The 24466-nt window shown below is 68.7% G+C and carries 24 protein-coding genes; 8 read left to right on the top strand and 16 right to left on the bottom strand.

Annotated elements, in window-relative coordinates:
• Positions 1–12 precede the first annotated feature (12 nt).
• The 4 genes from HCA44_RS13625 to HCA44_RS13610 form a co-directional block, all read right to left on the bottom strand.
• Positions 13–1026 (bottom strand): poly-gamma-glutamate biosynthesis protein PgsC/CapC, encoded by a 1014-nt coding sequence (locus HCA44_RS13625; protein ID WP_169649200.1) that lies wholly within the window; start codon positions 1024–1026, stop codon positions 13–15.
• Complete coding sequence (gene pgsB / locus HCA44_RS13620) at positions 1019–2374, bottom strand: poly-gamma-glutamate synthase PgsB (RefSeq protein WP_169649198.1); 1356 nt, start codon at positions 2372–2374, stop codon at positions 1019–1021. The genes HCA44_RS13625 and pgsB overlap by 8 nt, the downstream gene beginning before the upstream one ends.
• Positions 2371–3231, bottom strand: a complete 861-nt coding sequence (locus HCA44_RS13615) for a GGDEF domain-containing protein (protein WP_169649196.1) — start codon at positions 3229–3231, stop codon at positions 2371–2373. The genes pgsB and HCA44_RS13615 overlap by 4 nt, the downstream gene beginning before the upstream one ends.
• A 101-nt stretch (positions 3232–3332) precedes the next feature.
• Positions 3333–4430 carry a HAMP domain-containing histidine kinase gene (locus HCA44_RS13610; RefSeq protein WP_169649194.1) on the bottom strand — a complete coding sequence of 366 codons (1098 nt, stop codon included), beginning with the start codon at positions 4428–4430 and terminating at the stop codon, positions 3333–3335.
• 417 nt (positions 4431–4847) lie between these two features.
• On the opposite strand from HCA44_RS13610, the gene HCA44_RS13605 reads away from it, so the two are divergent.
• Positions 4848–5834 (top strand): pseudouridine synthase, encoded by a 987-nt coding sequence (locus HCA44_RS13605; RefSeq protein WP_169649192.1) that lies wholly within the window; start codon positions 4848–4850, stop codon positions 5832–5834.
• A 9-nt stretch (positions 5835–5843) separates the two neighbouring features.
• Entirely contained in the window at positions 5844–6416 is a 573-nt protein-coding gene (locus HCA44_RS13600) for a YdeI/OmpD-associated family protein (protein ID WP_169649190.1), read from the top strand.
• A gap of 18 nt (positions 6417–6434) precedes the next feature.
• Here the strand turns inward: HCA44_RS13600 and HCA44_RS13595 are convergent, their stop codons facing one another.
• From HCA44_RS13595 to HCA44_RS13545, 10 genes are all read right to left on the bottom strand, one after another.
• Entirely contained in the window at positions 6435–7385 is a 951-nt protein-coding gene (locus tag HCA44_RS13595; protein WP_169649189.1) for an alpha/beta hydrolase, read from the bottom strand.
• 23 nt (positions 7386–7408) lie between these two features.
• Positions 7409–7948 (bottom strand): hypothetical protein, encoded by a 540-nt coding sequence (locus tag HCA44_RS13590; RefSeq protein WP_206038116.1) that lies wholly within the window; start codon positions 7946–7948, stop codon positions 7409–7411.
• Positions 7949–7964: 16 nt separating this feature from the next.
• Complete coding sequence (locus HCA44_RS13585; protein WP_169649187.1) at positions 7965–9110, bottom strand: RNA-guided endonuclease TnpB family protein; 1146 nt, start codon at positions 9108–9110, stop codon at positions 7965–7967.
• 95 nt (positions 9111–9205) lie between these two features.
• A complete protein-coding gene (locus HCA44_RS13580) occupies positions 9206–9559 on the bottom strand; it encodes a DUF1801 domain-containing protein (protein WP_169649185.1) in 354 nt (117 codons plus the stop codon).
• Positions 9560–10410: 851 nt separating this feature from the next.
• Positions 10411–10698: an antibiotic biosynthesis monooxygenase gene (locus tag HCA44_RS21050; RefSeq protein WP_169649181.1), complete on the bottom strand. Its 288-nt coding sequence runs from the start codon at positions 10696–10698 to the stop codon at positions 10411–10413.
• The gene (locus tag HCA44_RS13565) at positions 10695–11015 is read right to left on the bottom strand and encodes a HigA family addiction module antitoxin (protein WP_169649179.1); all 321 of its coding nucleotides are present in this window, start codon (positions 11013–11015) and stop codon (positions 10695–10697) included. Before HCA44_RS13565 ends, HCA44_RS21050 begins: the two co-directional genes overlap by 4 nt.
• Positions 10990–11271: a type II toxin-antitoxin system RelE/ParE family toxin gene (locus HCA44_RS13560; RefSeq protein ID WP_169649177.1), complete on the bottom strand. Its 282-nt coding sequence runs from the start codon at positions 11269–11271 to the stop codon at positions 10990–10992. The genes HCA44_RS13565 and HCA44_RS13560 overlap by 26 nt, the downstream gene beginning before the upstream one ends.
• A 33-nt stretch (positions 11272–11304) precedes the next feature.
• The gene (gene ychF, locus HCA44_RS13555; protein ID WP_169649175.1) at positions 11305–12384 is read right to left on the bottom strand and encodes a redox-regulated ATPase YchF; all 1080 of its coding nucleotides are present in this window, start codon (positions 12382–12384) and stop codon (positions 11305–11307) included.
• Between the two features lie 112 nt (positions 12385–12496).
• Positions 12497–12937 carry a CD225/dispanin family protein gene (locus HCA44_RS13550; RefSeq protein WP_169649173.1) on the bottom strand — a complete coding sequence of 147 codons (441 nt, stop codon included), beginning with the start codon at positions 12935–12937 and terminating at the stop codon, positions 12497–12499.
• Between the two features lie 83 nt (positions 12938–13020).
• On the bottom strand, positions 13021–13599 hold the full coding sequence (locus HCA44_RS13545; RefSeq protein ID WP_169649171.1) for a class I SAM-dependent methyltransferase: 579 nt from the start codon (positions 13597–13599) through the stop codon (positions 13021–13023).
• Positions 13600–13752: 153 nt separating this feature from the next.
• Here HCA44_RS13545 and HCA44_RS13540 point away from each other — a divergent pair, with 153 nt between their 5' ends.
• The 4 genes from HCA44_RS13540 to HCA44_RS13525 all read left to right on the top strand — a co-directional run bounded on the left by HCA44_RS13540 (position 13753) and on the right by HCA44_RS13525 (position 18441).
• Entirely contained in the window at positions 13753–16029 is a 2277-nt protein-coding gene (locus tag HCA44_RS13540; RefSeq protein WP_169649169.1) for a carbon starvation CstA family protein, read from the top strand.
• 20 nt (positions 16030–16049) lie between these two features.
• On the top strand, positions 16050–16229 hold the full coding sequence (locus HCA44_RS13535; protein WP_169649454.1) for a YbdD/YjiX family protein: 180 nt from the start codon (positions 16050–16052) through the stop codon (positions 16227–16229).
• 69 nt (positions 16230–16298) lie between these two features.
• Entirely contained in the window at positions 16299–17168 is an 870-nt protein-coding gene (locus HCA44_RS13530; RefSeq protein ID WP_169649166.1) for an SDR family oxidoreductase, read from the top strand.
• 145 nt (positions 17169–17313) lie between these two features.
• Entirely contained in the window at positions 17314–18441 is a 1128-nt protein-coding gene (locus HCA44_RS13525) for an AI-2E family transporter (RefSeq protein ID WP_169649452.1), read from the top strand.
• Positions 18442–18443: 2 nt separating this feature from the next.
• On the opposite strand, the gene HCA44_RS13520 is transcribed toward HCA44_RS13525, so the two are convergent.
• On the bottom strand, positions 18444–21425 hold the full coding sequence (locus HCA44_RS13520) for an SMC family ATPase (RefSeq protein ID WP_169649164.1): 2982 nt from the start codon (positions 21423–21425) through the stop codon (positions 18444–18446).
• On the bottom strand, positions 21422–22600 hold the full coding sequence (locus HCA44_RS13515) for an exonuclease SbcCD subunit D (RefSeq protein WP_169649162.1): 1179 nt from the start codon (positions 22598–22600) through the stop codon (positions 21422–21424). Before HCA44_RS13515 ends, HCA44_RS13520 begins: the two co-directional genes overlap by 4 nt.
• A gap of 96 nt (positions 22601–22696) precedes the next feature.
• On the opposite strand from HCA44_RS13515, the gene HCA44_RS13510 reads away from it, so the two are divergent.
• Together HCA44_RS13510 and HCA44_RS13505 are read left to right on the top strand one after the other, a co-directional pair.
• A complete protein-coding gene (locus tag HCA44_RS13510; protein WP_169649160.1) occupies positions 22697–23860 on the top strand; it encodes a DNA recombination protein RmuC in 1164 nt (387 codons plus the stop codon).
• A gap of 24 nt (positions 23861–23884) precedes the next feature.
• The coding region (locus tag HCA44_RS13505) for a DUF6542 domain-containing protein (protein WP_206038114.1) at positions 23885–24466 on the top strand (582 nt) is incomplete at its 3' end.

Below are 24466 nucleotides of genomic sequence, written 5' to 3'. Positions count from 1 at the left end.
CCTCTCTCGCGGTCACAGCAGGCCGGCGGCGATGCCTGCCGCTGCCAGGAAATTGGTGCCCGCGTAGACGCCGACCGCGGTGAGCGTCGCACCCCACACGGTGCGATCCCATCCCTGCCGCTGCGCGTCGTTCGCGAGCAGCGCCGGCACCATGAGCGTCGCGACGGTCAGCCCGCGCCACGGGATGTAGTCGCCGTGCGTCATCCAGGTGACCAGGAGTTCCGCGCTCCAACTGACGATCGCGCCGACGAGCACCATGGTCGAAAGCTTGCGGCGGCCGAACATCAACAGGTTGGGCATCAGCAGCTTGACGACGATGAACCACGTCACGACGGCGACGACGATCACGAAGACCAGGTCCGGCCAGCGCGGGCTCACGAGTGCGAGATAGGCGCCGGTGATGAATCCGCCCGAGCGTAGACCCAGCTTCGCGAATACCAGCATGCCGACCGCGACACTGAGCGCGACCGCGAGCAGCAGCAGTTCGCGGGGGTACCCGAGAACGCCTGCGAGCCGCACGGTGTCACTGCTGTCGTCACCGGGCGCGATCGACATGAGCGACGAGACCAGGACGAGGAAACCAACCAGAATCAACGTCGTGGCGGCGATCGCGAGCACGGTCCGCAGCGGCTTCTGCCTGGACATGTCGTGCGCGATGATGCCGGGGACGAGGAAGCCGATACCTGCGAGGGCGAACAACATCGGATCGAATGTGCCCAGCGCACCGGCGACCACGGTGCAGATCAGGATCAGCGCCAGGCCGACGAGCATCTCCCACTCGAACTTTCGGCGCCCGTAGAGAATCAGCTTCTTCGCCAGGAGCACGCTGACGACGAGGTAGGTCAGGTACCCGACGCCGACCGTCACGACGATCGCGAGGGGCGCGGTGATGCTGAGCGCGAGATAGGCCGGCACGATCGCGCCGCCGGTCGTGAGCTGGACACGCTCGTAGAAGAGCATGCTCAGGACGACACCTGCGACGAGCGCGAGACGGACGACCTCGGGTGCGAAGTCGTACTCAAACATTCAGTCGTCCAGCCTCTTCCGTGACTTCCGCGGGCGCGGCGACACGCGGCTGGTGCGCTCCGGCGCGGCGCAGCCGCGACACCCCGATCGCCGCCCGTCGTGGGTCGCGCGACTCGTCGATCTCGTTGCGGTGTTCCGCGCCGCGCAGCTCTTGGAAATGGTCGATCAGCAGTTCGGCCTGCTCGGTGTGGATGTTGATCATTCCGACCAGGACGCCGCTGGGCCCGTCGATCAGGTCGGCGACCTTGTCGAGAATCTGATCGAGCGTCGGCTGCACGGTGTCACCCATCCGATGGATGCGGTCGCGGCCGTAGCCCCGCTCGACCATCGTCTTGGTGACCGTGTCCTCGTACGCCCCGAACGTGACGACGTGATCCAGGTATCCGGAGAGATCGTCGGGCACCATGTGCGCGAACAGCTCCGCCCGCCTGCCGCGGTCGCGCCGGTTGTTGAGGATGCCGATCACGGTCGCCCCCGGCGGGAACTGCGCCTGCAGCGTCTCGAACGTGAGCTTGACGCTTTCCCGGTCGTTGGCGGCGAACATCGGCACCCACAGCACCGACTTGCCGCGCACGTCGTAGGACCGCAGCCGCACGACGCCGATGTCGGGCACCGACTTCCACATGCCCTCGAGCGCGGCCTGCCTGCTCACCCCGCACAGCCGGGCGATCGTCAGACCGATCGCGACGTTCGTCTTGAACTGCAGGTAGTCGAACCCGCGCATGTCCTCGTCGTCGACACTCTCCGGATCCGCGTACACCAGCACGGAGCCGCGCTCCTCGGCACGCTTGCGGAGACGTTCCCGGAGGTACGGGCGGTCCTCGGCCGTGATCACCACGCCACCGCGCGGGATCGTCACGGCCATCGAGTCGGCGATCTCCTCGAGGGTCTCGCCCATCTCCTCCTGGTGGTCCTCGCGCACGTTCGTGATGATCGTGACGTCCGACCGGACCATGTAGTCCTGCGAGTACTGCTGGTAGAGCGGACGAACCGCCATGCACTCGATCACGAGAGCCTCGACGTCGGGACGGATGTGCTCGGCCACGATGTCGATCTGCTCGTTGATGTTGGCCGCGCCCCTGCGGAAGATCGGTGTCTCCTCACCGTGCGGGCCGATCACGCGTGCAGCACTCCCGGTCGTCTTCCCGACCGTCACGTAGCCGCCTTCCCGGAGCACACCCCCGACCAGGCGCGTGACGGTCGACTTGCCGCGAATTCCGTTGACGTGCACACGGACGTCGAGCTGACGAAGCCTGCGCTGGTGCCCGCGTACGGACATCGCCCAGTAGAACAGGAGCACCGCGCCGATCACGACGAGCAGACCCAGTGCGATCGCTGCGCGGGTCACACCATCACCTGCGCTCCACGTGCGGCTCGGGCGCGCGCGATCATCGCGTCGGCGCCGTCCGTTTCCGAGTCCTCGCCGGACAGGAAAGCGAGGCCGGCCGAGATCTCGGCACAGTCCGAGACGCTCCGCCTGCCACCGGCCGCGCGGTCGGTGAAGGTCGAGCGGGCTGCCGCGTCCACGAGCGGCCCGACGACACTCCAGCCCTGTGCCGCATCGGTTTCCGGCAGGATGGCGCCGAACTCGTCGGGCGACAGCGCGAACGGGACGTCGACGTCGCGCAACAGGCTTTCGACGAGGCGCGCGATCGCGCGGTGCACCGCCTGCCGCGCCGGCTCGTCGAGGTTCGGGTCGATCACCTGCACGTGCACGATCATCAGCCCGAGCGAGCGGCGGTGTGCCCGAGCACGCAGGATCTCGTCGTCGAGGCGTGGCCGCGCACGGTCCTCCGCCAGCAGCCCCATCGCCCCGAACACGGGCCGGGCATCCGCGCCGGACGCATCGGCCGTGCGCAACGTGCGCCGGATCCTGGTGCCGACGAAACCAGCCGCCCAGCCCAGGACCAGAAGGCACGCCGCTGTGGCGACGGCAAGCGAGAACTGCTCGCGATCCCACACTCCCAGCGACCTTTTCAGGAGAACAGCGCCGGCGGCGGCGGCGAGACCGAGCACGACCCCGACGAACGCATCGAAGAACAGTGCCGCCGCGAGACACACCAGGGCGAGCGCGGGGACCGCGACCCGCATGAGCCCGGACTCGGTACCGCCGAGAAGCCCCGCGGTGACCGCGAGCGCGAAACACAGTGCGACACCGGTGTGGATCTCAGTCCAGCCCCGAGTCACCTGCCTGGGCCTGCTCATCGCGATCACCTCGCTTCCAGCGAAGCCGCGCAGCGAAGAAACCCACTCCGAACACCACCGATGCGATCACGCCGCGCACCGCGGGATCCACCCACGAGACGTCATCCACGAGCGAGGGCCCACCTGACGACGAACTGCGTGCCGGACTGCCCGGAGGTGGCGTGCACACGTGCACTCGACGCGACGAGGCCGTCCCGCCCCAGGCTGATGCGTGCCACCTCCGTCTCGCCGGGTACGTCGAAACTTGCCACCGCACGTGCTGTTTCGGCAGCCGAGATGGTGCAGTCGGCGGACCGCACGGACAACACTCCCGTGCCGTCCGGCGCGGTCAGATCGACGTGGACCATGCCGGATCCGGTGTGGTCGAGCAGCACGCCGACGAGGTGGGTGACACCACGTTCGACGGCGAACTGGTCGCCCTCGGTCGGCAGCGGATCCTGCCCGAGCGCGGCGTCGACATCTCGGCGGCCGGATACGAACGTGGCCTCACGGAGCGCGCGGCCGACGACGTGACGGAGATCGAACTCTCGCACCTCGGGCGCGCGCTCGGGCACCGACGTCTTCGCCGATTCGAGCACGGACGCGAGACGACGACGCGAGGTCGCGGCGCATCTCTGCAGCCTCGGGTCGTCGCTCGACTCGGCGAGCTCGGTGAGAGAGTGCACCGAGTTCGCGAGCACAGCGAGGTCGTCGGCGAGCACCCCGTCCGCGGCGACACCCACCTCGTCGGCCGTCTGCGGTTCGGCCGTGAGATGCGGCTCGATCTGCGGCACGAGGAGTTCCGCGAGCTGCGCAAGCTGCGCGAAATCCTTTTCCGTCCAGGTGCGTTCCCGACGGTCCGCGACGCACAGCGATCCGACGAGAGTGCCGTCCTGGATGCGCAGCTCCTGCTGTGCGCGGGACACGATGCCGACGATGTCGTCGAGGCGCGAGGGTCGCACGCTGTCCCGGTCGACAGCGCCCGGCAACCGGTCGGCTCCCGCGTCGACGATCGACACGTAGGCAACCGGCGCTGCCAGCGCGGACGCGGCGAAGCGCGCGACGGACTCACAGAACGGGTCGGCGGTAGGGCCCGGCGGCTCGCTACGGATCGGCGCGGTAGGAGCGGTGTCGAGCGTTGTGGCACCGCGTATTTCGTCGCCGCGAGTGCCGACGGGATCTCCGTCGACAGTGTGCAGCTGGTCCGTAGTGGCCGTCATTACTCCCTCTCTCCGATGGATGGCGAGGATCGTGTCCAAGACCTGACGTGTCCGAACGTAAGCAACTCGAAGTGAACGCGAAATGACGCGCTTTCCAATATTCAACTTCGGCGGTGGGCTGCACCGAAACATGTTCCAGCGCAGCCGAGGAGTGGTCACACGCCGCACTTACGCTGCTCGCGACAAGGTTCGATTACGTGCATGTTTCGAGAAGGAAACAGCGAGAGTGCGACAAACCGGACGCCTCGTGGGCCCGGAAATCGGCGGCGGTGACAATCGTCACCGATCCGAACTCCCGTGAATCGCACCACCTGTACTCGCGATTCCGTTGCGAGCCGAGTTCGGGATGCGCGACAGTGAGGGGCTGGCCCGGCGTCGAGTGACGTCCTGGATGAACGCCGGTGGGACAATGACGTCATGCCGATGCCGTCGCCGCTACCCGTCAAGGACGGGATCGGGCCGACGCGTCTGCGCGTGCCCACCGTCGGTCCGTGGGCGACGATCGCCGAGTACGTGGTGGGCAGATTCGACCACCTGGATTCCGACGTCCTGGATCGACGATTCGACGCCGGCGAGATAGTGGGCATCGACGGCAGTCCGATCACCCGGGACACCGAACTGGGTGCGCACCGATTCGTCTGGTACTACCGGGACATCCCTGCGGAGGAACGCGTCCCGTTCGACGAGGAGATCCTCTACGTCGACGACGACCTGGTCGTGGTCGACAAACCGCACTTCCTGCCTACGACACCCGGCGGGCGTTACTTGCGGGAGTCCGCTCTCGTCCGGCTGCGGACGCGGCTCGACAATCCGGAGCTGACGCCGATCCATCGACTCGACCGCGCCACCGCGGGACTGGTGATGTTCTCGGCTCGCCCCGCCACCCGCGGCGCGTACCAGTCGATGTTCGAGAAGCGGCGGGTCACCAAGGTGTACGAGGCGGTGTCGGCGCTCCCGCCCGGATGGGACGCCGATTCCCCTGCTCTCGGAGGGCGCGCCCTGCCGCTCGAGTACCGCAATCACCTCGACGCGCGACGCGGCCGACTGCGGGTCGTCGTCGACGATTCCCGCGAACCCAACGCCGAGACGGTCGTCGACCTGCGCGGCAGCGGAACCAGCGCGTCCGGACGCGACGTTCTGCACACCACCCTGCGTCCCCGCACCGGCCGGATGCACCAGTTGCGCGTGCACCTCACAGCACTCGGCATCGGAATCCTGGGCGACCGCTGGTACCCCGATCTGCTGCCCGAGGAAGCGGACGACCACGCTCTCCCCCTGCAGCTGCTCGCACGGGAGCTCGAGTTCACCGACCCGCTGTCGGAAGTGCAGCGGCGGTTCGTCACCCACCGCTCGCTGAGCGAAGCACCGGTTCCGATCGCCGACCGGCACGCTCGGACGTACTAGCCTTCCACCATGGCCGATCCGAACGCCGAACACCTGCATCCCGGATCCCTCGACGAGTGGCACGCCTGGCTCCGGGACAACCACGACCGATCACCCGGCGTCTGGCTCGTGTTCTGGCGCAGGGAGTCCGGCAAAACCCCCCTCGATTACGACGGGGCCGTGCGAGAAGCACTCTGCTGGGGATGGGTCGACGGCCACACCCGGACCATCGACGAGCACCGCCGAGGCATGTGGTTCACCCGTCGCGGTCGCAACAGTGCGTGGGCCGCGTCCAACAAGGCCCGGGTGGCCGATCTGCTCGCCGAAGGACGGATGCAGCCGGCCGGACAGGCCGTCGTCGACGACGCGAAGCGACGCGGCTTGTGGACTCTCCTCGACGACGCCGAGGCACTCGTCGAGTCACCGGAACTCGCCGCAGCACTCGACGCCGACCCGCAAGCCCGCGCCCATTGGGACGCGTGGCCGCCGAGCGTCCGCAAGTACGCCCTCAGCCAGATCGCGTTCGCCAAGCAATCGGCGACCAAGACCAGGCGCATCGCCGGAATCGTCGAGAAGGCCGGCCGCAACGAACGCCCCACGTGAGCGTCGCCAGTCGATTTCCTATGTCGCGCGTCCCTGCGCGCCCGACGACGGCAACCGAGTAGCGTCGAGGCGAGCTCGAAGCCATTCGGCGATCGAATCCAGAGCAGCAGCCGCCATCGGCGTCGGGTGCGCCGTGAACGCGTGCGGCGACGCCGGATACACCCGCAGGTCGACGTCGACATCCGCGGCCACCAGCCTCGCCGCCATGGCAAGGTTGTCGTCGAGAAGGATGTCGTCGGCGCCGATCACCATCAGCAGCGGTGGCAGCCCGTTCAACTCGGCGAACACCGGCGAGAGGTCCGGGTGGGTCCGGTCGGCGACGCCGCCTGCGTACGCATCGAGGAAGAACTCGTCGGCGATCAGTCGTCCGGCGGGGGTTCGTGTCGACAGGTCGTACGTTCCGCATTGGAGCACCGCGCCGTCGAACGCGGGAATCCCTCTGTCCCGCAGGCGCAGCAGCGTCGTCAACGCAAGGGTGGAACCGGCGGAGAAGCCACTCGCCGCGAGCCGCGTCGTGCCGAATCTCGCCTCGGCGTTCTCGACGACCCACAACGCGGCGGTCTCACAGTCGTCCGGCGCGGCGGGCCACGGGTGCTCCGGAGCGAGCCGGTAGTCCACACTCACCACCGCGACACCGCATGCGTCGACGAGGTGACGGTTGCGCACGTCGCTGCCGGCCGCCGACCCGAGGTAGAAGCCGCCGGAGTGCATCTCCACGAGTACGCCCGCAGCGGGCCGGCCCTCCGGACGATGGATTCGGACGCGCGCGTCCCGGCCGCCCGCGCGCACCGTCTCGACCGACGGCGGTGGATCGCATTCGACAGGCGCCGCCGCGGCCCCGCGCGCAGCGAGCAGCTCGTCCAGGTTCGCCGGCCCGCGGCCGGGCCGCCGGCGCGCATAGAACTCGCGGGCCTCGTCGACGAGCGGCCACAGCGTCGGGTCGATCAACGAAGACAGCGCGAGTCTCATCCTGAAATCTTAGGGTGCGGACGTCATCGAGTATAGAAATCGGCAATTGCCGCGAAGGCGGCCTTGGGCTCCCACGGCATGTCGGGATAGCTGCTGCCCCTGCGGTCTTCGAGGACTCTCACGATGCCGAAACTGGCGAGATCCAGATCGTCGCGCGGGTCGCCGTCGGGCCGGTGCGGCATGTTGTCGAGGGCGAAGAGGAAGACGAAGGCGCTGTCCACTCCCTCGCTGTCGAAGATGTCCAGCAGTTCGGTGAGGTAGGCGGCCTGCCCGGCTTCGTCGCGCTCGTACGCGTCGTTCAGACGGAGCGGCGCACCCGTCTCGTCGTTGTCGACGATCTCCATGCTGCGCGGCGCCACATCGCCCGCGCCACGCCATGTCGCTGTACCGAATCCGGTGACGGCGACGGGCTTCGGCTGTGCCGCGAGCGAGCGCACCCCGGCTCGAAAGATGTCGGCGACAGCCGCCGATCGGATGAGTTCGACGTTGACGTCCTCCCGGTCGTGAACGACCGGGATTCCTACAGCGGCACGTCGTGCCGCTTCGGTGGGTTCCTGTTTCACCGGGACTTGCCTTCCGCTACGCGGCAGGGCTTACGGTCCCTCCACAGGCGTTTCGTCTCTCCGCCCGTCCGGCGGCGAGGATGTTCTTCGCAGCGTTCAGGTCGCGGTCGTGGACCACGCCACACGGGCACGTCCACTCTCGAATCGAGAGCGGCTTCGGCCCGTCGACCACTCCACACGCCGAGCACGTCTGGCTCGACGGGAACCAGCGGTCGATCTTCACGAACGTCCGCCCATATCGTGCGGCTTTCTCCTCGAGCATGCGAGTGAACATCGCCCATCCCGCGTCGTGCACCGACTTCGCAAACCGTGTTCGCGCCAACCCCGACACCGCCAGGTCCTCGACATACACCGCTTGGCTGTCGCGGATGATCGCCGTGGACTGCTGGTGCACGAAGTTGCGACGCGAATCGGCCACTCGGGCGTGCGCCCGAGCGACCTTCCACCGGGCCTTCGCCCGATTCCTGCTGCCCTTCTCCTTGCGGGAAAGGGTCTGCTGAGCCTTGCAGAGCTTGCGCTCCGCGCGTCGCAGAAACTTCTGCGACGTGATCGTTTTGCCATTCGACAGGACAGCGAACGTGGTGAGCCCCAGGTCGATACCCACTTCGGTGTTGATCTCCGGCAGTGGTTGCTGGTCGACCTCGACGACGAAACTCGCGAAGTACCGGCCCGCAGAGTCCTTGATGATCGTCACCGACGACGGGTCGGACGGCAGATCCCTCGACCATGCCACCTTCAGCTCGCCGACCTTCGCGACATACAGCTTCCGGTTCGGGCGCAGCGTGAAGCCGTTGCGAGTGAGTCGGATCGCTTGACGGTTGTCCTTGCGGGACTTGAATCGCGGCGGACCGACCTTGCGCCCCTTCCGCTTCCCCGACAGGGAAGCGAACCAGTTCTTGCAGGCCGTCGCCGAGTCGCGCACCGACTGCACCAACACCACCGACGCCACGCCGGCGAGCCATTCGCGTTCGGGCGTGTTCTTGGCGTTGGTGACGACCCGCTTCTGAACCTCGGTGTCGCTGATCTTCATCCCAGCGGCGAACGCGTCCTGGCGGGCACGCAGTGCATCGTTGAATACCACCCGCGCACACCCGAACGACCGAGCCAGCGCGTTCTGCTGGCCGGGAGTCGGATAGACACGGTACTGATACCGAAGCTGCACAGGCGCACCCTATCCCTGACCACCGACGCAGTTGATGCGCTAACCCGGCCCTGAACGACCGGGCTTGCCCGCTACGTCCCCTGGTCACCGAACGGTCAGGAGACCACCGAACGGACGATCTCCGTGATGCGCTTCTCCGTGTCCTCGTCGACGGTTTCGAAATACCACGCGGCGGGCATCAGTGCCCCGTCCGACCCGCCGGCAGGCCGGAACGCCGCCTTCTCGGTGATCGCGAGGTTCAGGCGGTCGTCGTTACGCAGAGTCACCAGCGCAGGCGTGCCTGCCGACTCCGCATAGGCGGGCATCCCGTACCAGATCCGCGGCTTCAAGCCGGGAGCGGCAGCCAGGATGACCTCGTGCACGCGCTGCACCACCGACCGGCGCGGTTCGTCCATCTTCGCGATCTTGTCCACGACCTGTTGCAGGTTCTTCTCGTCCTTCGACGACATGTCATGTCCTTCCGTCGGCCGATGTGCCATCGGCAGTATGAAGTCGGCGCATCGACGCGCCGCACCCCATCCGGACATGTCCTGAGCTACTCAGGCCTCTCCGCGATGATTCACGTGGTCCTCACGTGGAAGTGCCGTCGGTGGTGGAACCACCGCCCCCAGAATACCTGCGCACGGTTGCCGGCGCCCTCGCCTGTGCCCGGATGCGGCGCCGAGTGGTCGAGCGCCGTAGCCTCGCAGGATGCTTGCTCGGCCGTCGACACTCATCGTCCTGTCCGGACTACCCGGCGTCGGGAAGACCACCCTTGCGAAGCGTCTGAGTGCAGCAATCGGAGCCATCCATCTACGACTCGACACGATCGAGGCGGCACTCACCAGCTCGGGAATCATCGAGCGAGCCGGGGGTTGGCAAGCGTTTCCCGCGGTCGGCTATCGCATCGCCTGGGCACTCGCCCACGACCATCTCGTGGCGGGGCACGATGTCGTCGCGGACTCCGTGAATCCTCTCGCAGTGACGCGAGAATCCTGGTCGAGCTGTGCTCGCGATACCGGATCACAACTCGTGAACATCGAAGTGGCGTGCGGCGACGTCGAACTTCACAGGAGCCGAGTCGAATCACGTGAGTCCGACCTCACCGGCTTGACCGTGCCGACGTGGGAACAAGTCCGGGAACGACGCTACGAACCATGGAGCGAGCAGGTCCTGCGTGTCGACACCGCGGAGGGAGTCGACCGTCCGGTCTCGACAGTGCTGTCCCGACTCGCGGAAATCGGCGGCGCGAGAAAGTGAAATGAGGTTCGACTACACGTTGAAGCGGAACTCCACGACGTCCCGCTTCCAGCACGACTTGTTACCTACCGCCGACGGTGATGATCATGTAGTCCCGCTGTATGTCTGCGGTCGCCTGACCCCATTCGCTCGATCGGACTCGCTTCTGGTGTGCGTCGAACGCCGCCTGATCCACGAATCGCTCGGAGACAGTCCACACGAGCGGATCCTGTGTGGGCTCAACATCGAAGTGCAGGCACCCCTCTTCGGCACGCGTGAGTTCGACGTGTCGGTTCAATTGCTGCCGCACAACAGCCGCGTCATCGCCATTCGCGCAGATCAGATGACCTGCGAGCACGACGACACTCACGCAGCTCCCAGGGGCACGATCTCGGACACTGCCTGCCTCAACGAACGACGCTCCGTCCGCAACTCGTAGTTCGACTGCAGATTCATCCAAAACTCTTCCGAGGTCCCGAAGTAGCGCGCCAGCCGGATAGCTGTGTCTGCAGTGATCCCGCGCTTGCCGTGCACGATCTCGTTGATCCGCCGAGGCGGAACACCGATGGACACGGCCAGCTTGTTCTGGGTTATCCCAAAGGCCGCGATGAAGTCCTCCATCAGGATCTCACCCGGATGAACCGGCTCGATCCGACCGTCCTCAGTGGTAGTCGACGAGTTCGACATCTTCTGCACCTCCTTCCGTCCAGACAAAGCAGATACGCCATTGAGAGTTCACGCGGATGCTGTGCTGCCCACGGCGGTCGCCGACAAGACGTTCCATGCGATTACCCGGTGGTACCCGAAGGTCATCCACGACTTTTGCCGCGTGGATCATCTCCAGCTTCCGCAGCGTTGCGCGCTGAACTTTCTGGTCTACACCCTTCACATACTGCTCGTGCCAGATCCGTTCGGTGTTCCTGTCGCCGAAGGATCTGATCACTCCGACATTCTATAACGACAGTCGTCAATAACGCTATACGTTAAACCGGAACTCCACCACGTCGCCGTCACGCATGACGTAGTCCTTGCCTTCCATCCGTACCTTGCCCGCAGCCTTGGCCGCGGCCATCGAGCCGGCCTCGACGAGATCGTCGAAGGACACGATCTCGGCCTTGATGAAGCCGCGCTCGAAGTCGGTGTGGATGACGCCTGCGGCCTGCGGCGCGGTGTCGCCCTTGCGGATCGTCCAGGCACGCGCTTCCTTCGGGCCCGCCGTGAGGTAGGTCTGGAGGCCGAGGGTGTGGAAACCGGTGCGGGCCAAGGCATGCAGGCCCGGCTCCGTCTGGCCGATCGACTCGAGCAGTTCGAGCGCGGACTCGTCGTCGAGTTCGAGGAGTTCGGCCTCGACCTTCGCATCGAGGAACACCGCGTCGGCGGGTGCGACGGCGGCCGCGAGCTCGGCCTTGCGCGCGTCGTCGGTGAGGACGGACTCGTCGGCGTTGAAGACGTACAGGAACGGCTTCGTCGTCATCAGGTTCAGCTCGCGCAGCAGCGCGAAGTCGAGCTGGTCCTTGGCACTGAACAGCGTCTTGCCGCCGTCGAGGATGCCCTGAGCCTTGACGGCCTCCTTGCGCTGCGCCTCGAGGTCCTTGTTCTTCTTCGCTTCCTTCTCGAGCCGCGGCACGGCCTTCTCGAGGGTCTGGATGTCGGCGAGGATGAGCTCGGTCTCGATGACCTCGATGTCGGCGAGCGGGTTGATCTCACCGTCGACGTGGACGACGTCGTCGTCCGCGAACACCCGCACCACCTGGCACACGGCGTCGGCCTCACGGATGTTGGCGAGGAATTTGTTGCCGAGCCCAGCGCCCTCGGACGCTCCCTTGACGATGCCCGCGATGTCGACGAACGACACCGTCGCCGGCATGATCCGCTCCGACGAGAAGATCTCGGCGAGCTTGTTCAGCCGCGGATCGGGCAGCTCGACGACACCCACGTTGGGCTCGATCGTGGCGAACGGGTAGTTCGCGGCGAGCACGTCGTTCTTGGTCAGGGCGTTGAAGAGTGTGGACTTGCCGACGTTGGGCAGTCCGACGATTCCGAGAGTAAGGCTCACGGTTACCGGATTCTACGGCCCTACCCCTGGGCGCGATGTCACAGCGTGTGCATCGAGCGCACACGCTGCGACATCGTGTCCGGCCGGACGGATGTCGACCCGGCGGGCGGCGTCACCAGTCGGACGTCGAACTGCCCGTGCTCGACACGATCGCCGCGATGACGACGACGTAGAAGACGATCAACAGCACCCACAGGCCGATGAAGATCCAGAGCGACAGTTTGCCGAGGTACTTCGCACGGTCGGATGCGTACTGCGCGCCCTGGTAGTCCCCCATCGCCCACCGCGGGTACACCTGATGAACGTGGTTGAACGCCGAGAACGCGACGGGCCAGAAGAACAGCACCGCGGCCACGGCCCAGCCCGCGTTCGACGGCGGGAGCGGCGGCGCGCCCGCCGGAGTGGTGGCCCCCTGGTAGCCGTACCCGGACTGCTGCCCCTGGCCGTACGCCGGGTACTGCTGGCCGGACGGCGTCGAACCGTAGGCCTGGTACTGCGGGTACCCCGATCCGTACTGGTTCGAGGAATCGCCGCTTCCTGGCGTCTCGGTCATGAATCTCCCCCTCGTGTCGATGATGCCGGTCGTGCCCGGCGCCAAAAACCTAGCAGGCCAGCGGGGTCACGACGTGGAGACGGTCACATCGCCCGGGCGACCGTGACGACCCACTCGGCGTCGTCGTGCCACGGCTCCATCGCCCACCCCGCGAAACGATGCACGAGTTCGAAACCGTTCGCCGTGAGATCCCGGTCGAACTCGCGCACGCCGTAGCGCGCGTCGGTCGTGAACCCGGCGACGAACCGTCCACCGGCGTCGAGATGGCGGCGCACGCGCCGCACCACGTCGTCCTCGGTGCCGGGCGCGACGAAGACCATCACATTGCCCGCCGCGACGACGGCGTCGAAGTGCTCCTCCAGATCGAGTTCGGCGAGGTCGGCCGCGCGCACGTCGAGTCCCGGACACCTGCGGGCCTCGGCCAGCAGCACCGGGTCGAGGTCGACGGCCGTGACGCGGTGCCCTCGCCGCAGCAACTCGGCGCCCACGCGCCCGGTGCCGCAGCCCGCATCGAGCACCCGGGCACCTCTCGGAAGCAGGACGTCGACGAACCGGGCCTCGCCGTGCAGATCCGCGCCGGACGCCTCGAGTTCGGCGAATCGTTCGACGTACCGGCGCGAATCGTCCGCGTCGCGCTCGCTCTGCCACCTCGTCTTCTGCATTGGGGCAGCGTAGGACCGATGGGGACGCGACACCCTCCCCGGCCTCACGTGCAGAACACCCCGGGCGCATACAGTGATTCACGCCATAGTCGATTCACGCCAGAGTTCGCGCCCGCCACCGCGGGAACGGGACTCGTCGAGAGGAGCCTGTCGATGACCGTGCGGCCGGACGTCGAGTATCTGCGCACCGATCCCGACCTCCCACCCGTGGGCGTCGAGGATCGCAGCCCGATGTCGATCACGGCCCGCATCACGTTCCTCGTGATCGCGGTCCTCGGCGGTCTCTCGTGGGTGATGATCGCGGTCGTCCGCGGCGAGAATCCGAATGCGGTGTGGTTCGTCGTCGCCGCGGTGTGCACCTACCTGATCGCGTACCGCTTCTACTCGAAGTTCATCGAACGCAAGATCGTGCAACCGCGGGACGACGAGGCGACCCCGGCCGAGGTGCTCGAGAACGGCAAGGACTACATGCCGACGGACCGTCGGGTGCTGTTCGGCCACCACTTCGCCGCGATCGCCGGCGCGGGCCCACTCGTCGGTCCGGTCCTCGCCGCGCAGATGGGCTACCTGCCGGGCACGCTGTGGATCGTCGTGGGTGTCGTGGTCGCGGGCGCCGTGCAGGACTACCTCGTGCTGTGGATGTCGACGAAACGCCGCGGCCGCAGCCTCGGCCAGATGGCGCGGGACGAACTCGGCCGCGTCGGCGGTATCGCCGCGATGCTCGGCGTGTTCGTCATCATGATCATCCTGATCGCGGTCCTCGCGCTCGTCGTCGTCAACGCACTGGCCGAGAGCCCGTGGGGCGTCTTCTCGATCGCGATGACGATCCCGATCGCGCTGTTCATGGGCGTCTACCTGCGTTACCTGCGGCCCGGCAAGGTGTCCGAGGTGTCCCTGATCGGCCTGGTGCTGTTGCTCCTGGCGATCGTGTCGGGCGAATGGGTCGCCGACACCGACTGGGGCAGCAGCTGGTTCACGCTGTCGAAGGTGACGATCGCGTGGCTCATGATCGCCTACGGCTTCGCAGCGTCGGTCCTGCCGGTGTGGCTGCTGCTGGCGCCGCGCGACTACCTGTCGACGTTCATGAAGGTCGGCACCATCGTGCTGCTCGCGATCGGCATCCTGTTCGCGCGCCCGAACCTGGAGATGCCCGACGTCACGAAGTTCGCGATCGCCGGCGACGGCCCCGCCTTCGCGGGCTCGCTGTTCCCGTTCCTGTTCATCACGATCGCGTGCGGCGCGCTCTCCGGATTCCACGCGCTGATCTCGTCGGGAACCACACCGAAACTGCTCGCCAAGCAGAAGCAGTCGCGCTTCATCGGTTACGGCGGCATGCTCACCGAATCGTTCGTCGCGATCATGGCGCTCGTGACGGCGTGCATCATCGACCAGCACATCTACTTCGCGCTCAACGCACCCGCGACCCTCACGGGCGGCACCCCCGAGACCGCCGCCGCCTATGTCAACGGCCTCGGCCTCTCGGGTCCGGACATCGACCCGTCGGTGCTCTCGAATGCCGCGGCCGACGTCGGCGAGGACAGCATCATCTCGCGCACGGGCGGCGCCCCCACGCTCGCCTTCGGTATGTCCGAGGTGATGCATCAGTTCATCGGCGGCGAAAGCCTCAAATCGTTCTGGTACCACTTCGCGATCATGTTCGAGGCGCTGTTCATCCTCACGACGGTCGATGCGGGCACCCGCGTCGCGCGCTTCATGCTGTCGGACTCGCTCGGCAACATCCCCGGCGGCGCGCGGCGCTTCAAGGACCCGTCGTGGCGGGTCGGCGCCTGGATCTGTTCGCTCATCGTGGTCGCGGCGTGGGGCGCGATCCTGCTGATGGGCGTCACCGACCCCCTGGGCGGCATCAACACCCTGTTCCCGCTGTTCGGCATCGCGAACCAGTTGCTCGCCGCGATCGCGCTCACCGTGGTGCTCACGGTCGTCGTCAAACGCGGCCTGCTGAAGTGGGCGTGGATCCCGGGCGTCCCGCTCGCGTGGGATCTCGTGGTCACGATGACGGCGTCGTGGCAGAAGATCTTCTCGGGCGACACCTCGGTCGGCTACTGGTCGCAGCATGCGGCATTCCAGAACGCGAAGGCCGCAGGCCGGACGAGCTTCGGGTCGGCGAAGACTCCCGACGAGATCGACGCCGTCATCCGCAACACGTTCATCCAGGGCACGCTGTCGATCGTGTTCGCCGTGCTCGTGCTGATCGTCGTCGTGGCCGGTGTGTACGTGTGCGCCAAGTCGATTCGCGCAGGCGGGCTGCCCACCACCGAGGCACCTCCCGAGCCGTCACGCATCTTCGCGCCTGCGGGGCTGATCGCGACGCCGACCGAGAAGGAAGTCGAGAAGGAGTGGAACGACCTCATCGCCGCGGGCAAGGTGCGTGCCCCCGGGGCCCCGGCGCACACGGACGGCTCGTCGTGACGCGGGCGCTCGCGGCCCCCCTGCGCTCGGTGCGCCGCGCGTGGTGGTGGGTGGGCGCGCTCATGGGCGATCACGACTACGCGCGCTACGTCGAGTTCACCCGCAGGCACGACCCACACGCGCCCGTGCTGACCGAACGCGAGTACTGGCGCCGCAGGCACGCGGACGCCGACGCCACGCCCGGCGCGCGCTGCTGCTGACAGCGCGCGCCTCTCCCGCGACGACCTCGCGCGGAGCGCCACTTCCTCGACGAAAAGGACCTTCACCCGATGGGTATCTACGCTGTCACGGGCTCCGCATCCGGCATGGGTGCCGCCGTCGTCACCCGGCTACGCGCCGACGGGCACACCGTCGTCGGCGTCGACATCGGTGCGACGGCCGACGTCGTGGCGGATCTGTCGACGGCGGACGGCAGAAATGCCGCGATCGAGCAGGTCCTGTCGGCGACCGACAACCGGCTCGACGGTGCCGTCATGGCAGCAGGCCTCGGCCCCACGCCCGACGCCACGATGTTCGGCACCATCGCGAACGTCAACTACCGAGGCGTCGTCGATCTGCTCGAGGCATGGCGCCCCGCGCTGGCTGCGAGCGGCAACGCGAAAGTGGTCGTGTTCGGCAGCAATTCGTCGACGACCGTCCCCTTCGTGTCGCGACGCGCCGTGCGCGCACTCCTGGACGGCGACACCGAGTCGGCGGTACGCCGGGTCCGGCGGCTCGGCAAACGCGCGTCCCCGCTCGTGTATGCAGCGTCGAAGGTCGCGGTCAGCCGCTGGGTCCGGCGGACCGCGATCGCACCGGAATGGGCCGGAGCGGGCATCCGGCTCAACGCGATCGCCCCCGGCGCCGTCAGCACACCCCTGCTCGAACGACAGCTCGACAGCCCGAGCGAAGGCCGCGCCGTGCGCTCGTTCCCGGTGCCGGTCGGCGGATTCGGCACTCCCGACCAGATCGCCGACTGGGTTCAGCTGATGCTGTCGCCGAGCGCCGACTTTCTGTGCGGCTCGGTCGTGTTCGTCGACGGTGGATCCGATGCGTATCTACGCACCGACGACTGGCCCCGCCCCGTCCCGGTGCGCCAGGTCCCGCGCTATCTGGCTCGCTTCGCTCGGTTCTCCCGGCGCACCGGCCGCGGCGGATAGGATCGGCGGCTGTGCGTCCGCATCGTGAGAACAGCGGGCGGGAAACACGCCAGGAGGGAAAGTCGTGAGCGAGAGCACGCCACATGCGGCCGACGAGTCGCAGACCCGGGGACGCGATCGCGTCCAGCTGATCGGCATCGGTGGCATGGCCCTCGCGAAATGGTCGCTCGTGCTCGTCGCGATCGCCGCGGGCGCAGTCGTGCTCGGCTGGATCGTCGCCGAGCTGTGGGTCATCCTGCTGCCCGTCCTCCTCGCGGTCGTCGTGAGCACCGTCCTGTGGCCGACGACGCGGATGATGACCAAGCGGGGCGTGCCGCCCGCGCTCGCCGCGGCCGCCACCCTGCTGTTCTTCGTCGCGATCGTCGCCGGCGTCGTCGCGCTCATCGTGCCCGCGGTCGTCGACCAGGTGCCCGAGCTCACCGACAAGGCCACCGACGGCATCAACCAGGTTCAGGACTGGGTGCAGGGTCCGCCGGTCAATCTGCAGGAAGAGCAGATCGAGGGATTCGTCGACACGATCGTGGCGAAGATCCAGGAAAGCGGCAGCGCCATCGCGTCCGGCGTGTTCAGCGGGGTGAGCACCGCGAGTTCGCTGATCATCACCGCCTTGCTCGTCGTCGTGCTGTCCTTCTTCTTCATCAAGGACGGGCCGCGCTTCCTGCCGTGGCTGCACTCGATCAGCGGCGGCCGTGCGGGCAGGCACATCGAAGCCGTGCTGACCCGCATGTGGGACACGCTCGGCGGATTCATCCGCACGCAGGCGCTCGTGAGCCTCATCGACGCGGTGTTCATCGGGGCGGGCCTGCTGATCCTCGGCGTGCCGCTCGCCCCCGTCCTCGCGATCATCACGTTCTTCGGCGGCTTCATCCCGTTCGTCGGCGCCTTCGTCGCGGGTGCGCTGGCCGTACTGATCGCACTGGTGGCGAACGGATTCACCACCGCGCTCATCGTGCTCGGCATCATCATCGCCGTCCAGCAGATCGAAGGCAATGTGCTCCAGCCGGTGCTGCAGAGCCGCAGCATGAAGCTGCACGCCGTCGTCGTCCTGCTCGCCGTGACGGCGGGCGGTTCGCTGTTCGGCATCGTCGGCGCGTTCCTCGCCGTGCCCACCGCGGCCGTTGCCGCAGTACTGCTGCGCTACATCAACGAACAGATCGACGCGCGCGCCGTCGACGGCGTGTCCCCGGAGGCAGCGCAGGAGACGGGCCCCGACCCGGACCCGGACGGCCTCATGAAGGACGACGACCCGAGCGCGAAGCGCACCGAGGACTGACGTCAGCCGGCCGTCATCTCGAGCACCGACCCGGTGCGCCCCCGTACGACGTGGAGCCGGCTCGGGATGCGCTGACGCATCTCGTCGACGTGACTGACGATGCCGACGACACGGCCGCCGTCGCGCAACTCGTCGAGCACCCCCATCACCTCGTCGAGGGTCTCGGCGTCGAGAGTGCCGAAGCCCTCGTCGATGAACATCGTGTCGAGCACGACGCCGCCGCTCTCGGCGGCCACGACGTCCGCGAGGCCGAGTGCGAGGGACAGCGACGCCAGGAACGACTCACCGCCGGACAGGGTCTTCGCCGAGCGAACCGCACCGGTGAAATCGTCGCGGACGTCGAGCCCGAGGCCGCCTCGCTTTCCCCGCGGGCCCGCTTCGTCGGTGTGGACGAACTCGTAACGGCCACCCGACATGCGCCGCAACCGGACCGACGCCGACAACGCGACCTCTTCGAGCCGGGCCGCGAGCACATAGGAACGCAGCGACATCCGGCGCGCATTCTGCCCGCGGCCGGCGACGACGTCCGCGAGGCCCGCGAGCTCGTCGTGCCCCGCGCGGATCGGGGCGAGCGCGTCGAGGGCCGCGTGCAGCCGCGACAGGTACCGCTCGAGATCCGCGAGGCGCCGCTCGGCTTCGCTCGCCCGGGTGAGGGCCGCGTCGCTCGCCGCAGTCGCAGCGTCGGCCGACGTCCGCGCAGCCGCCACGTCGACCGGATCGGCCTCCTCCGCGGTGCGCACGTGCGGGTCGTCGAGCACCGCCCGCGCCGCCGCACGCGCATCACGGGCCTGCGCGACGGCGCTCTCGAGCTGCGCGACGCGGTCGTCCGGACGCACCGCCGCGGAGGCCTCGGCCGCGTCGCCGAAACCGGCGTCGCGCGCGACCGTGTCGCGTCGCTCGACCGCTTCCCGCACTCGTGCCTCCGCGCGAGCTCCCTCGTCGCGCGCCTCGGCGAGCCGCCCGCCGGCTTCCGCAAGCCGCGCGAGCCGGTCGCGCCGGACCGACACCGACGCGTCGTCGCCTGCAGCCGCGTCCACGCGTGCGCGGGTCGCGTCGAGCTCGGCCGTGATGGCCGCGGTCTTCTCGCGCAACGATGCCGCCTCGACGTCGAGATCGGCGAGCCGCGTGCGCAGTTCGGTGTCCTCGGCGCGCAGCGCAGTGAGCGCCTGCTCGCGCGCGGCGAGCGTGGCGGCCGACGACCCGACGGACTCAAACCGGCTCCGCGTGTCGGCCTCGGCGGCCGCGAGCGCGTCCGGGTCCGCGTCGCCGCCGCGCTGCGCGAGGACGTCGAGTGTCCGGTCGAGCGCGGCGAGTTCGCCTGCGACCCGCTCGACCTCCGCGGTCGCCGCGGTGTGCGCCTCGGCCGCGGCCTCCTCGTCGGCCTTGGTGACGGCGTCGTCCGCGGGCTCGGCGACGCGCGGGTGTTCGGTGGCACCGCACACGACGCACGCCTGACCCGTTTCGAGGCCCGCCGCGAGTTCGGCCGCCATACCGGCCAGTCGGCGCCCCCGTAGCTCGAGCACCCGCGCGTAGGCGCTCTGCTGCGCCTCGCGCGCCTCGACGTGCGCTGCCCGCACGTCGGTACGCCGGGCCTGTGCACGCTGCCATTCGCGCGACGCGTCGAGCGCGTCGACGGCCCGCTCGTGCTCGTGCCGCGCGGCGGCGACCTCGCCGTCGGCGCGTTGCGCGGCCGCCCGTGCCGCGTCGGCCTCGGCGATCTCCCCGGGGAGCAACTCGGCACGTCGACGGCATTCGGCCTCTGCCGACGCAAGTGCCGTGCGGCGCTGCCCGAGCGTGTCGAGTTCGCGGGCGAGGCCCTGTGCGCGGCGTGCATCGTCGACGAGGACGTCGAGGCGCACGACCTCGTCGCTCCACGCCCGCACGGCGTCCCGCAACGCGGCTCGGTCGGCTTCGCGTGGCGGCCACGTGAGCGATGCCGCGACGGCGCGGCCGTCGGGATCGGCTTCGAGCGCAGCCGTCACGGCGGTGCGCGCGAGTTCGGTGTCGGCGACCGCGGCCTCGGCCGCGCGCAGTTCGCGGTCGGCCGCGTGGATCGGTGCCGCGCGGCGCGCCGCATCGGCTTCGGCCTCGGCCGCGCGCACGCGGTCTGCGTCGGCGTCGAGTTCGGCGAGCGACCGCCGCGCCTGCGCGGCGCGGTGCTGTGCGTCGGCGATGCGCTGCGCGTGTTCGAGCGCGCCACGCGCACGGGTGGCGTGCCCGCGGGCCGTCTCGAGGTCGAGGTTCGCGGCGGATTGCGCGTCGGTGGCGTCCTCGACGAGCCTTCCCGCCCACGTCGACGGGTCCTCGTCGGTTCCCGCGTCGAGCCCCGCGACCGCCGCGATGCGCGCGACCAGGAGGTCGACGTCGCGCTCGGCGGCTTCGAGAGCGCGCCCCGATTCGCGGCGGCGCTCGACGAACCACGTTTCGACGTCGCCGAACCGGGACGTGTCGAACAATCGCTCGAGCAGCGCGCCGCGCTCGTCGTTGTCGGCACGGAGGAACCGCGCGAACTCGCCTTGCGGCAGTAGCACGACCTGGAAGAACTGGTCGGCACTCATGCCGAGGAGGCGGCCGATCTCGGCCCCGATCTCGGGGATCCGAGACAGCGGCTCGCCGCTGCCGTCGAGCCACTCGAGCGTCGCCTTCGCGTTCTCGACGACGGTGCCGCTGCCGCGCAGCTTCGGACGTGTGTACTCGGGGCTGCGTTCGATGCGCACCCGCCGCCCCCCGAGCGTCGCCTCGAGCCGGACCTTCGGCACCGAGCCGGGCGCGGCGTGATCGGAGAGCAACCGTTTGCCCTCGCGTCGTGCGCCCGGCACGGTGCCGTACAGCGCGAACGCGACGGCGTCGAGGATCGTGGTCTTCCCCGCGCCGGTCTGACCGTGCAGCAGGAACAGCCCGTCGGCGCCGAGCGCGTCGAAGTCGACGTCGACCTCGCGGCCGAACGGACCGAATGCCTGCACGCGCAGGTGGTGCAGCCTCATTCGCCCGCGCCCGCCGCGCGCTCCACCGTCACCGCGTGCTCGCCGGAGACTCGGCTGTGAGTGAGGGCGCGTTCGAGGAGCGCGAGCTCGCCGTCGGTGGCGTCGCTGCGCACGTCCGCGACGAAACTGCGCGCGACGTCGAGATCGCTGCGGCCGCGGACCTTGCGCCGGTACTCGAGGTCGTCGAGACCGCCGGGCCGTTGCCATTCCAGGTGGATCGCGTGCGGGAACCGCTCGCGCAGCACCCGCATCGCGTCGACCGGGCGCACGGGGTCGGTGAGGACGGCCGACACGTAATGCTCTTCCGCGTCGTCGAACTCGGCCGACGCCGTCAACTCGTCGAGGGTGCCGGTGAGCTGACTCAGCCCCCGCACGACCGGCAGGTCGACGCGTTCGACGGACGCGAGCCCCGCTGCGTCGAGGTCGACGATCCACACGGCCTTGCGGTGGCTGCGCTCGCCGAACGAGTACGGCAACGGGGAGCCCGAGTACCGCACGTGCTCCACGACGGTCTGCGGCGAGTGCAGGTGCCCGAGCGCGACGTAGTCGACGCCGTCGAACACTCCCGCGGGCACGGTCTCGACACCACCGACCGAGATCGACCGCTCGGACCCGGTGGCTTCGCCGCCGACGACGAACGCGTGCGCGAGGACCACCGACCGCGTGCCCGGGGAGCTGTCGCCGTGCCGCGCGCGTACCCGCGCCATCGCCACCGAGAGGATGTCGGCGTGCGAGCGGGCGTCGGGAGCGTCCAGCCGCGTGCGGCTGATCTCGGGCTCGAGATAGGGGATCCCGTAGAACTCGACGTCGCCGTGCGCGTCCTGCAGCACGACCGGACGGTCGAGGCCGTCGACCGACGTGAGCAGGTGCAACCCGCCCGCGCCGGTGAACGCCGCACCCGCGCCGAGACGCGTCGCCGAATCGTGGTTGCCCGAGGTCGCGACGATCACGGCGCCCGCCTCGCGGATCGCCTCGAACGCGCGTTGGCACACCGCGACGGCGTCGGCGCTGGGGATCGCGCGGTCGTACACGTCACCGGGCACGACCACGACGTCGATCTCGTGGCTGCGCACGAGCGCCGCGACGGATTCGAGTGCAGAGGCCTGGTCGGCGAGCAGGTCGACGCCGTGGAAGGTGCGCCCGATGTGCCAGTCCGAGGTGTGCAGGATCCGCATGACCCGAAACGGTAGAGCACGGGCCGGACACCGATGCGCCGCCGGTGTGCCGTGTCGGAGCCGGTACTTGTCGGGGGCACGTTGCACGATGGCGGCATGAGTGCGGCCGTGATGTTCGCGATGCTCGGCGCCCTCGTGCTCGGCGCCGCCCTCGGCTGGCTCGCCCACTCGGCGCGCGCGGGCGCCGCGCTCGCGGCCGCTCGGGCCGAATTGCGGGCGGTGCGGGAGAACGAGGCGCTCGTGCGCGAGTCGGTGCGGTCGGCGGGCGAGGACGCCGCGCGCAGCCACTCGGGTGCGTTCGGCGACCGGATCGCCGAGCTCGTGGGCCCGCTGCAACATGCGGTGGGCGCGCTCGCCGATCAGGTCGAGGACGTCGAGCGGCATCGCATCCATGCGTACGCACGGCTCACCGAACAGGTCGAGGGTATGCACCGCACGTCGCACGCGCTGTCGTCGCAGACCGGGCAGCTCGTCACCGCACTTCGTGCCCCGCAGGTGCGCGGCCGGTGGGGCGAGATCCAGCTCGAGCGAGTCGTCGAGCTGGCGGGCATGGTGCGGCACTGCGATTTCGACACCCAGGTCACCGCCCCCGGCGCGCGACCCGACCTCGTGGTGCATCTCGCGGGCGGGAAGCAGATCGTGGTCGACGCGAAGGTGCCGTTCGCGGCGTATCTCGACGCCGCGCAGGCGGAGGACGTCGGCGACCGCGATCGGCATCTCGCACGTCATGCCCGGCAGCTCCGCACCCACGTCGACCAGCTGTCGGCCAAGGCGTACTGGGAGCTGTTCGATCCGAGCCCGGAGTTCGTCGTGTTGTTCGTGCCGGGCGATCCGTTTCTCGACGCCGCCCTCGGCGCCGACGCGGAACTGCTCGAGTACGCCTTCGCGCGCAATGTCGTCCTGGCGACGCCCACCAGCCTCGTCGCCTTGTTGCGCACCATCGCGCACACGTGGCGTCAGGAAGCCCTGTCGCGCGACGCCGCCACGATCCATCGCCTCGGCCGCGAGCTGTACGGGCGGCTCGGCACCGTCGCCGGACATCTGGACAAACTGGGCGGCCAACTGGGCAAAGCCGTCGACTCGTTCAATCTCACAGTTGCATCGATGGAATCCAGAGTCACCGTCACCGCGCGCAAGCTGCACGACCTGGAGATTTTCGACTCCGAGGTCCGGGAAGCACAACGGATCGAGTCGTGGCCACGCAGGCCCACGACGGCCGAAGCCCCGACACCCCGTGGTCATGCCAACGAAGCGAGTTGAGCAAATGCGGCTACTGTCGTTCGTGTGTCTGCAATCCAACGAGCACGTTCGGGGGTGCCGCTCGATCGGCGGTCCACGTTCCCGACGGTCCCGGGACTGCCCTGGTGGGGTGTCGTCTGCCTCGCTGCCGGCCTGACTTGTGTCGGGTTCGTCGTCGACACCGCTCGCGGTAGCGAGCTCAGTTCGGTGTTCTCGACGCTCTACGTGCTCGGATGCGTGCTCGCGGTGGTGTTCGCGTCCAACCGCGCGGTGTTCACCGCGATGGTGCAGCCACCGCTGATCCTGTTCGTCGGTGTCCCCCTCGCGCAGATGGTCGTGTCCGACGAGAGTTCGACCGCGCTGCGCGACCTCGCGATCAACGTCGCCTATCCGCTCATCGACCGTTTTCCCGTGATGCTCACCGCAACGGTGCTCACCGCGCTCGTCGGCGGGCTGCGGTTGCTGTTGCTCTCGCAGCGGCGCGCCGGTCCCGCGCGGTCGCACGACCGTGCGCGGGTCGCCCGCTCCGGCGCACGGGAGAAGAAGGCCGCAGCCCGACGGGCGGCGCCGTCGGCGCCCGACGCGGAGCGACGCCGTCGGCGCGCACGGCCCGCGTCCGGCCCTGCC

The sequence above is a fragment of the Rhodococcus sp. HNM0569 genome (assembly GCF_012726205.1).
Taxonomy (GTDB): domain Bacteria; phylum Actinomycetota; class Actinomycetes; order Mycobacteriales; family Mycobacteriaceae; genus Rhodococcus_F.
This window is presented reverse-complemented; position numbering and strand designations above follow the sequence as displayed.

Coding starts and splice junctions, on each gene's coding strand:
- HCA44_RS13550 (WP_169649173.1), bottom strand. CDS start 12,937: ATGACCGAGACGCCAGGAAGCGGCGATTCCTCGAACCAGTACGGATCG.
- HCA44_RS13525 (WP_169649452.1), top strand. CDS start 17,314: ATGGCCCTCGCGAAATGGTCGCTCGTGCTCGTCGCGATCGCCGCGGGC.
- HCA44_RS13625 (WP_169649200.1), bottom strand. CDS start 1,026: ATGTTTGAGTACGACTTCGCACCCGAGGTCGTCCGTCTCGCGCTCGTC.
- HCA44_RS13515 (WP_169649162.1), bottom strand. CDS start 22,600: ATGCGGATCCTGCACACCTCGGACTGGCACATCGGGCGCACCTTCCAC.
- HCA44_RS13605 (WP_169649192.1), top strand. CDS start 4,848: ATGCCGATGCCGTCGCCGCTACCCGTCAAGGACGGGATCGGGCCGACG.
- HCA44_RS13530 (WP_169649166.1), top strand. CDS start 16,299: ATGGGTATCTACGCTGTCACGGGCTCCGCATCCGGCATGGGTGCCGCC.
- HCA44_RS13540 (WP_169649169.1), top strand. CDS start 13,753: ATGACCGTGCGGCCGGACGTCGAGTATCTGCGCACCGATCCCGACCTC.
- HCA44_RS13610 (WP_169649194.1), bottom strand. CDS start 4,430: ATGACGGCCACTACGGACCAGCTGCACACTGTCGACGGAGATCCCGTC.
- HCA44_RS13565 (WP_169649179.1), bottom strand. CDS start 11,015: ATGTCGAACTCGTCGACTACCACTGAGGACGGTCGGATCGAGCCGGTT.
- HCA44_RS13615 (WP_169649196.1), bottom strand. CDS start 3,231: ATGAGCAGGCCCAGGCAGGTGACTCGGGGCTGGACTGAGATCCACACC.
- HCA44_RS13595 (WP_169649189.1), bottom strand. CDS start 7,385: ATGAGACTCGCGCTGTCTTCGTTGATCGACCCGACGCTGTGGCCGCTC.
- HCA44_RS13580 (WP_169649185.1), bottom strand. CDS start 9,559: ATGTCGTCGAAGGACGAGAAGAACCTGCAACAGGTCGTGGACAAGATC.
- HCA44_RS13510 (WP_169649160.1), top strand. CDS start 22,697: ATGAGTGCGGCCGTGATGTTCGCGATGCTCGGCGCCCTCGTGCTCGGC.
- HCA44_RS13545 (WP_169649171.1), bottom strand. CDS start 13,599: ATGCAGAAGACGAGGTGGCAGAGCGAGCGCGACGCGGACGATTCGCGC.
- HCA44_RS13600 (WP_169649190.1), top strand. CDS start 5,844: ATGGCCGATCCGAACGCCGAACACCTGCATCCCGGATCCCTCGACGAG.
- HCA44_RS13520 (WP_169649164.1), bottom strand. CDS start 21,425: ATGAGGCTGCACCACCTGCGCGTGCAGGCATTCGGTCCGTTCGGCCGC.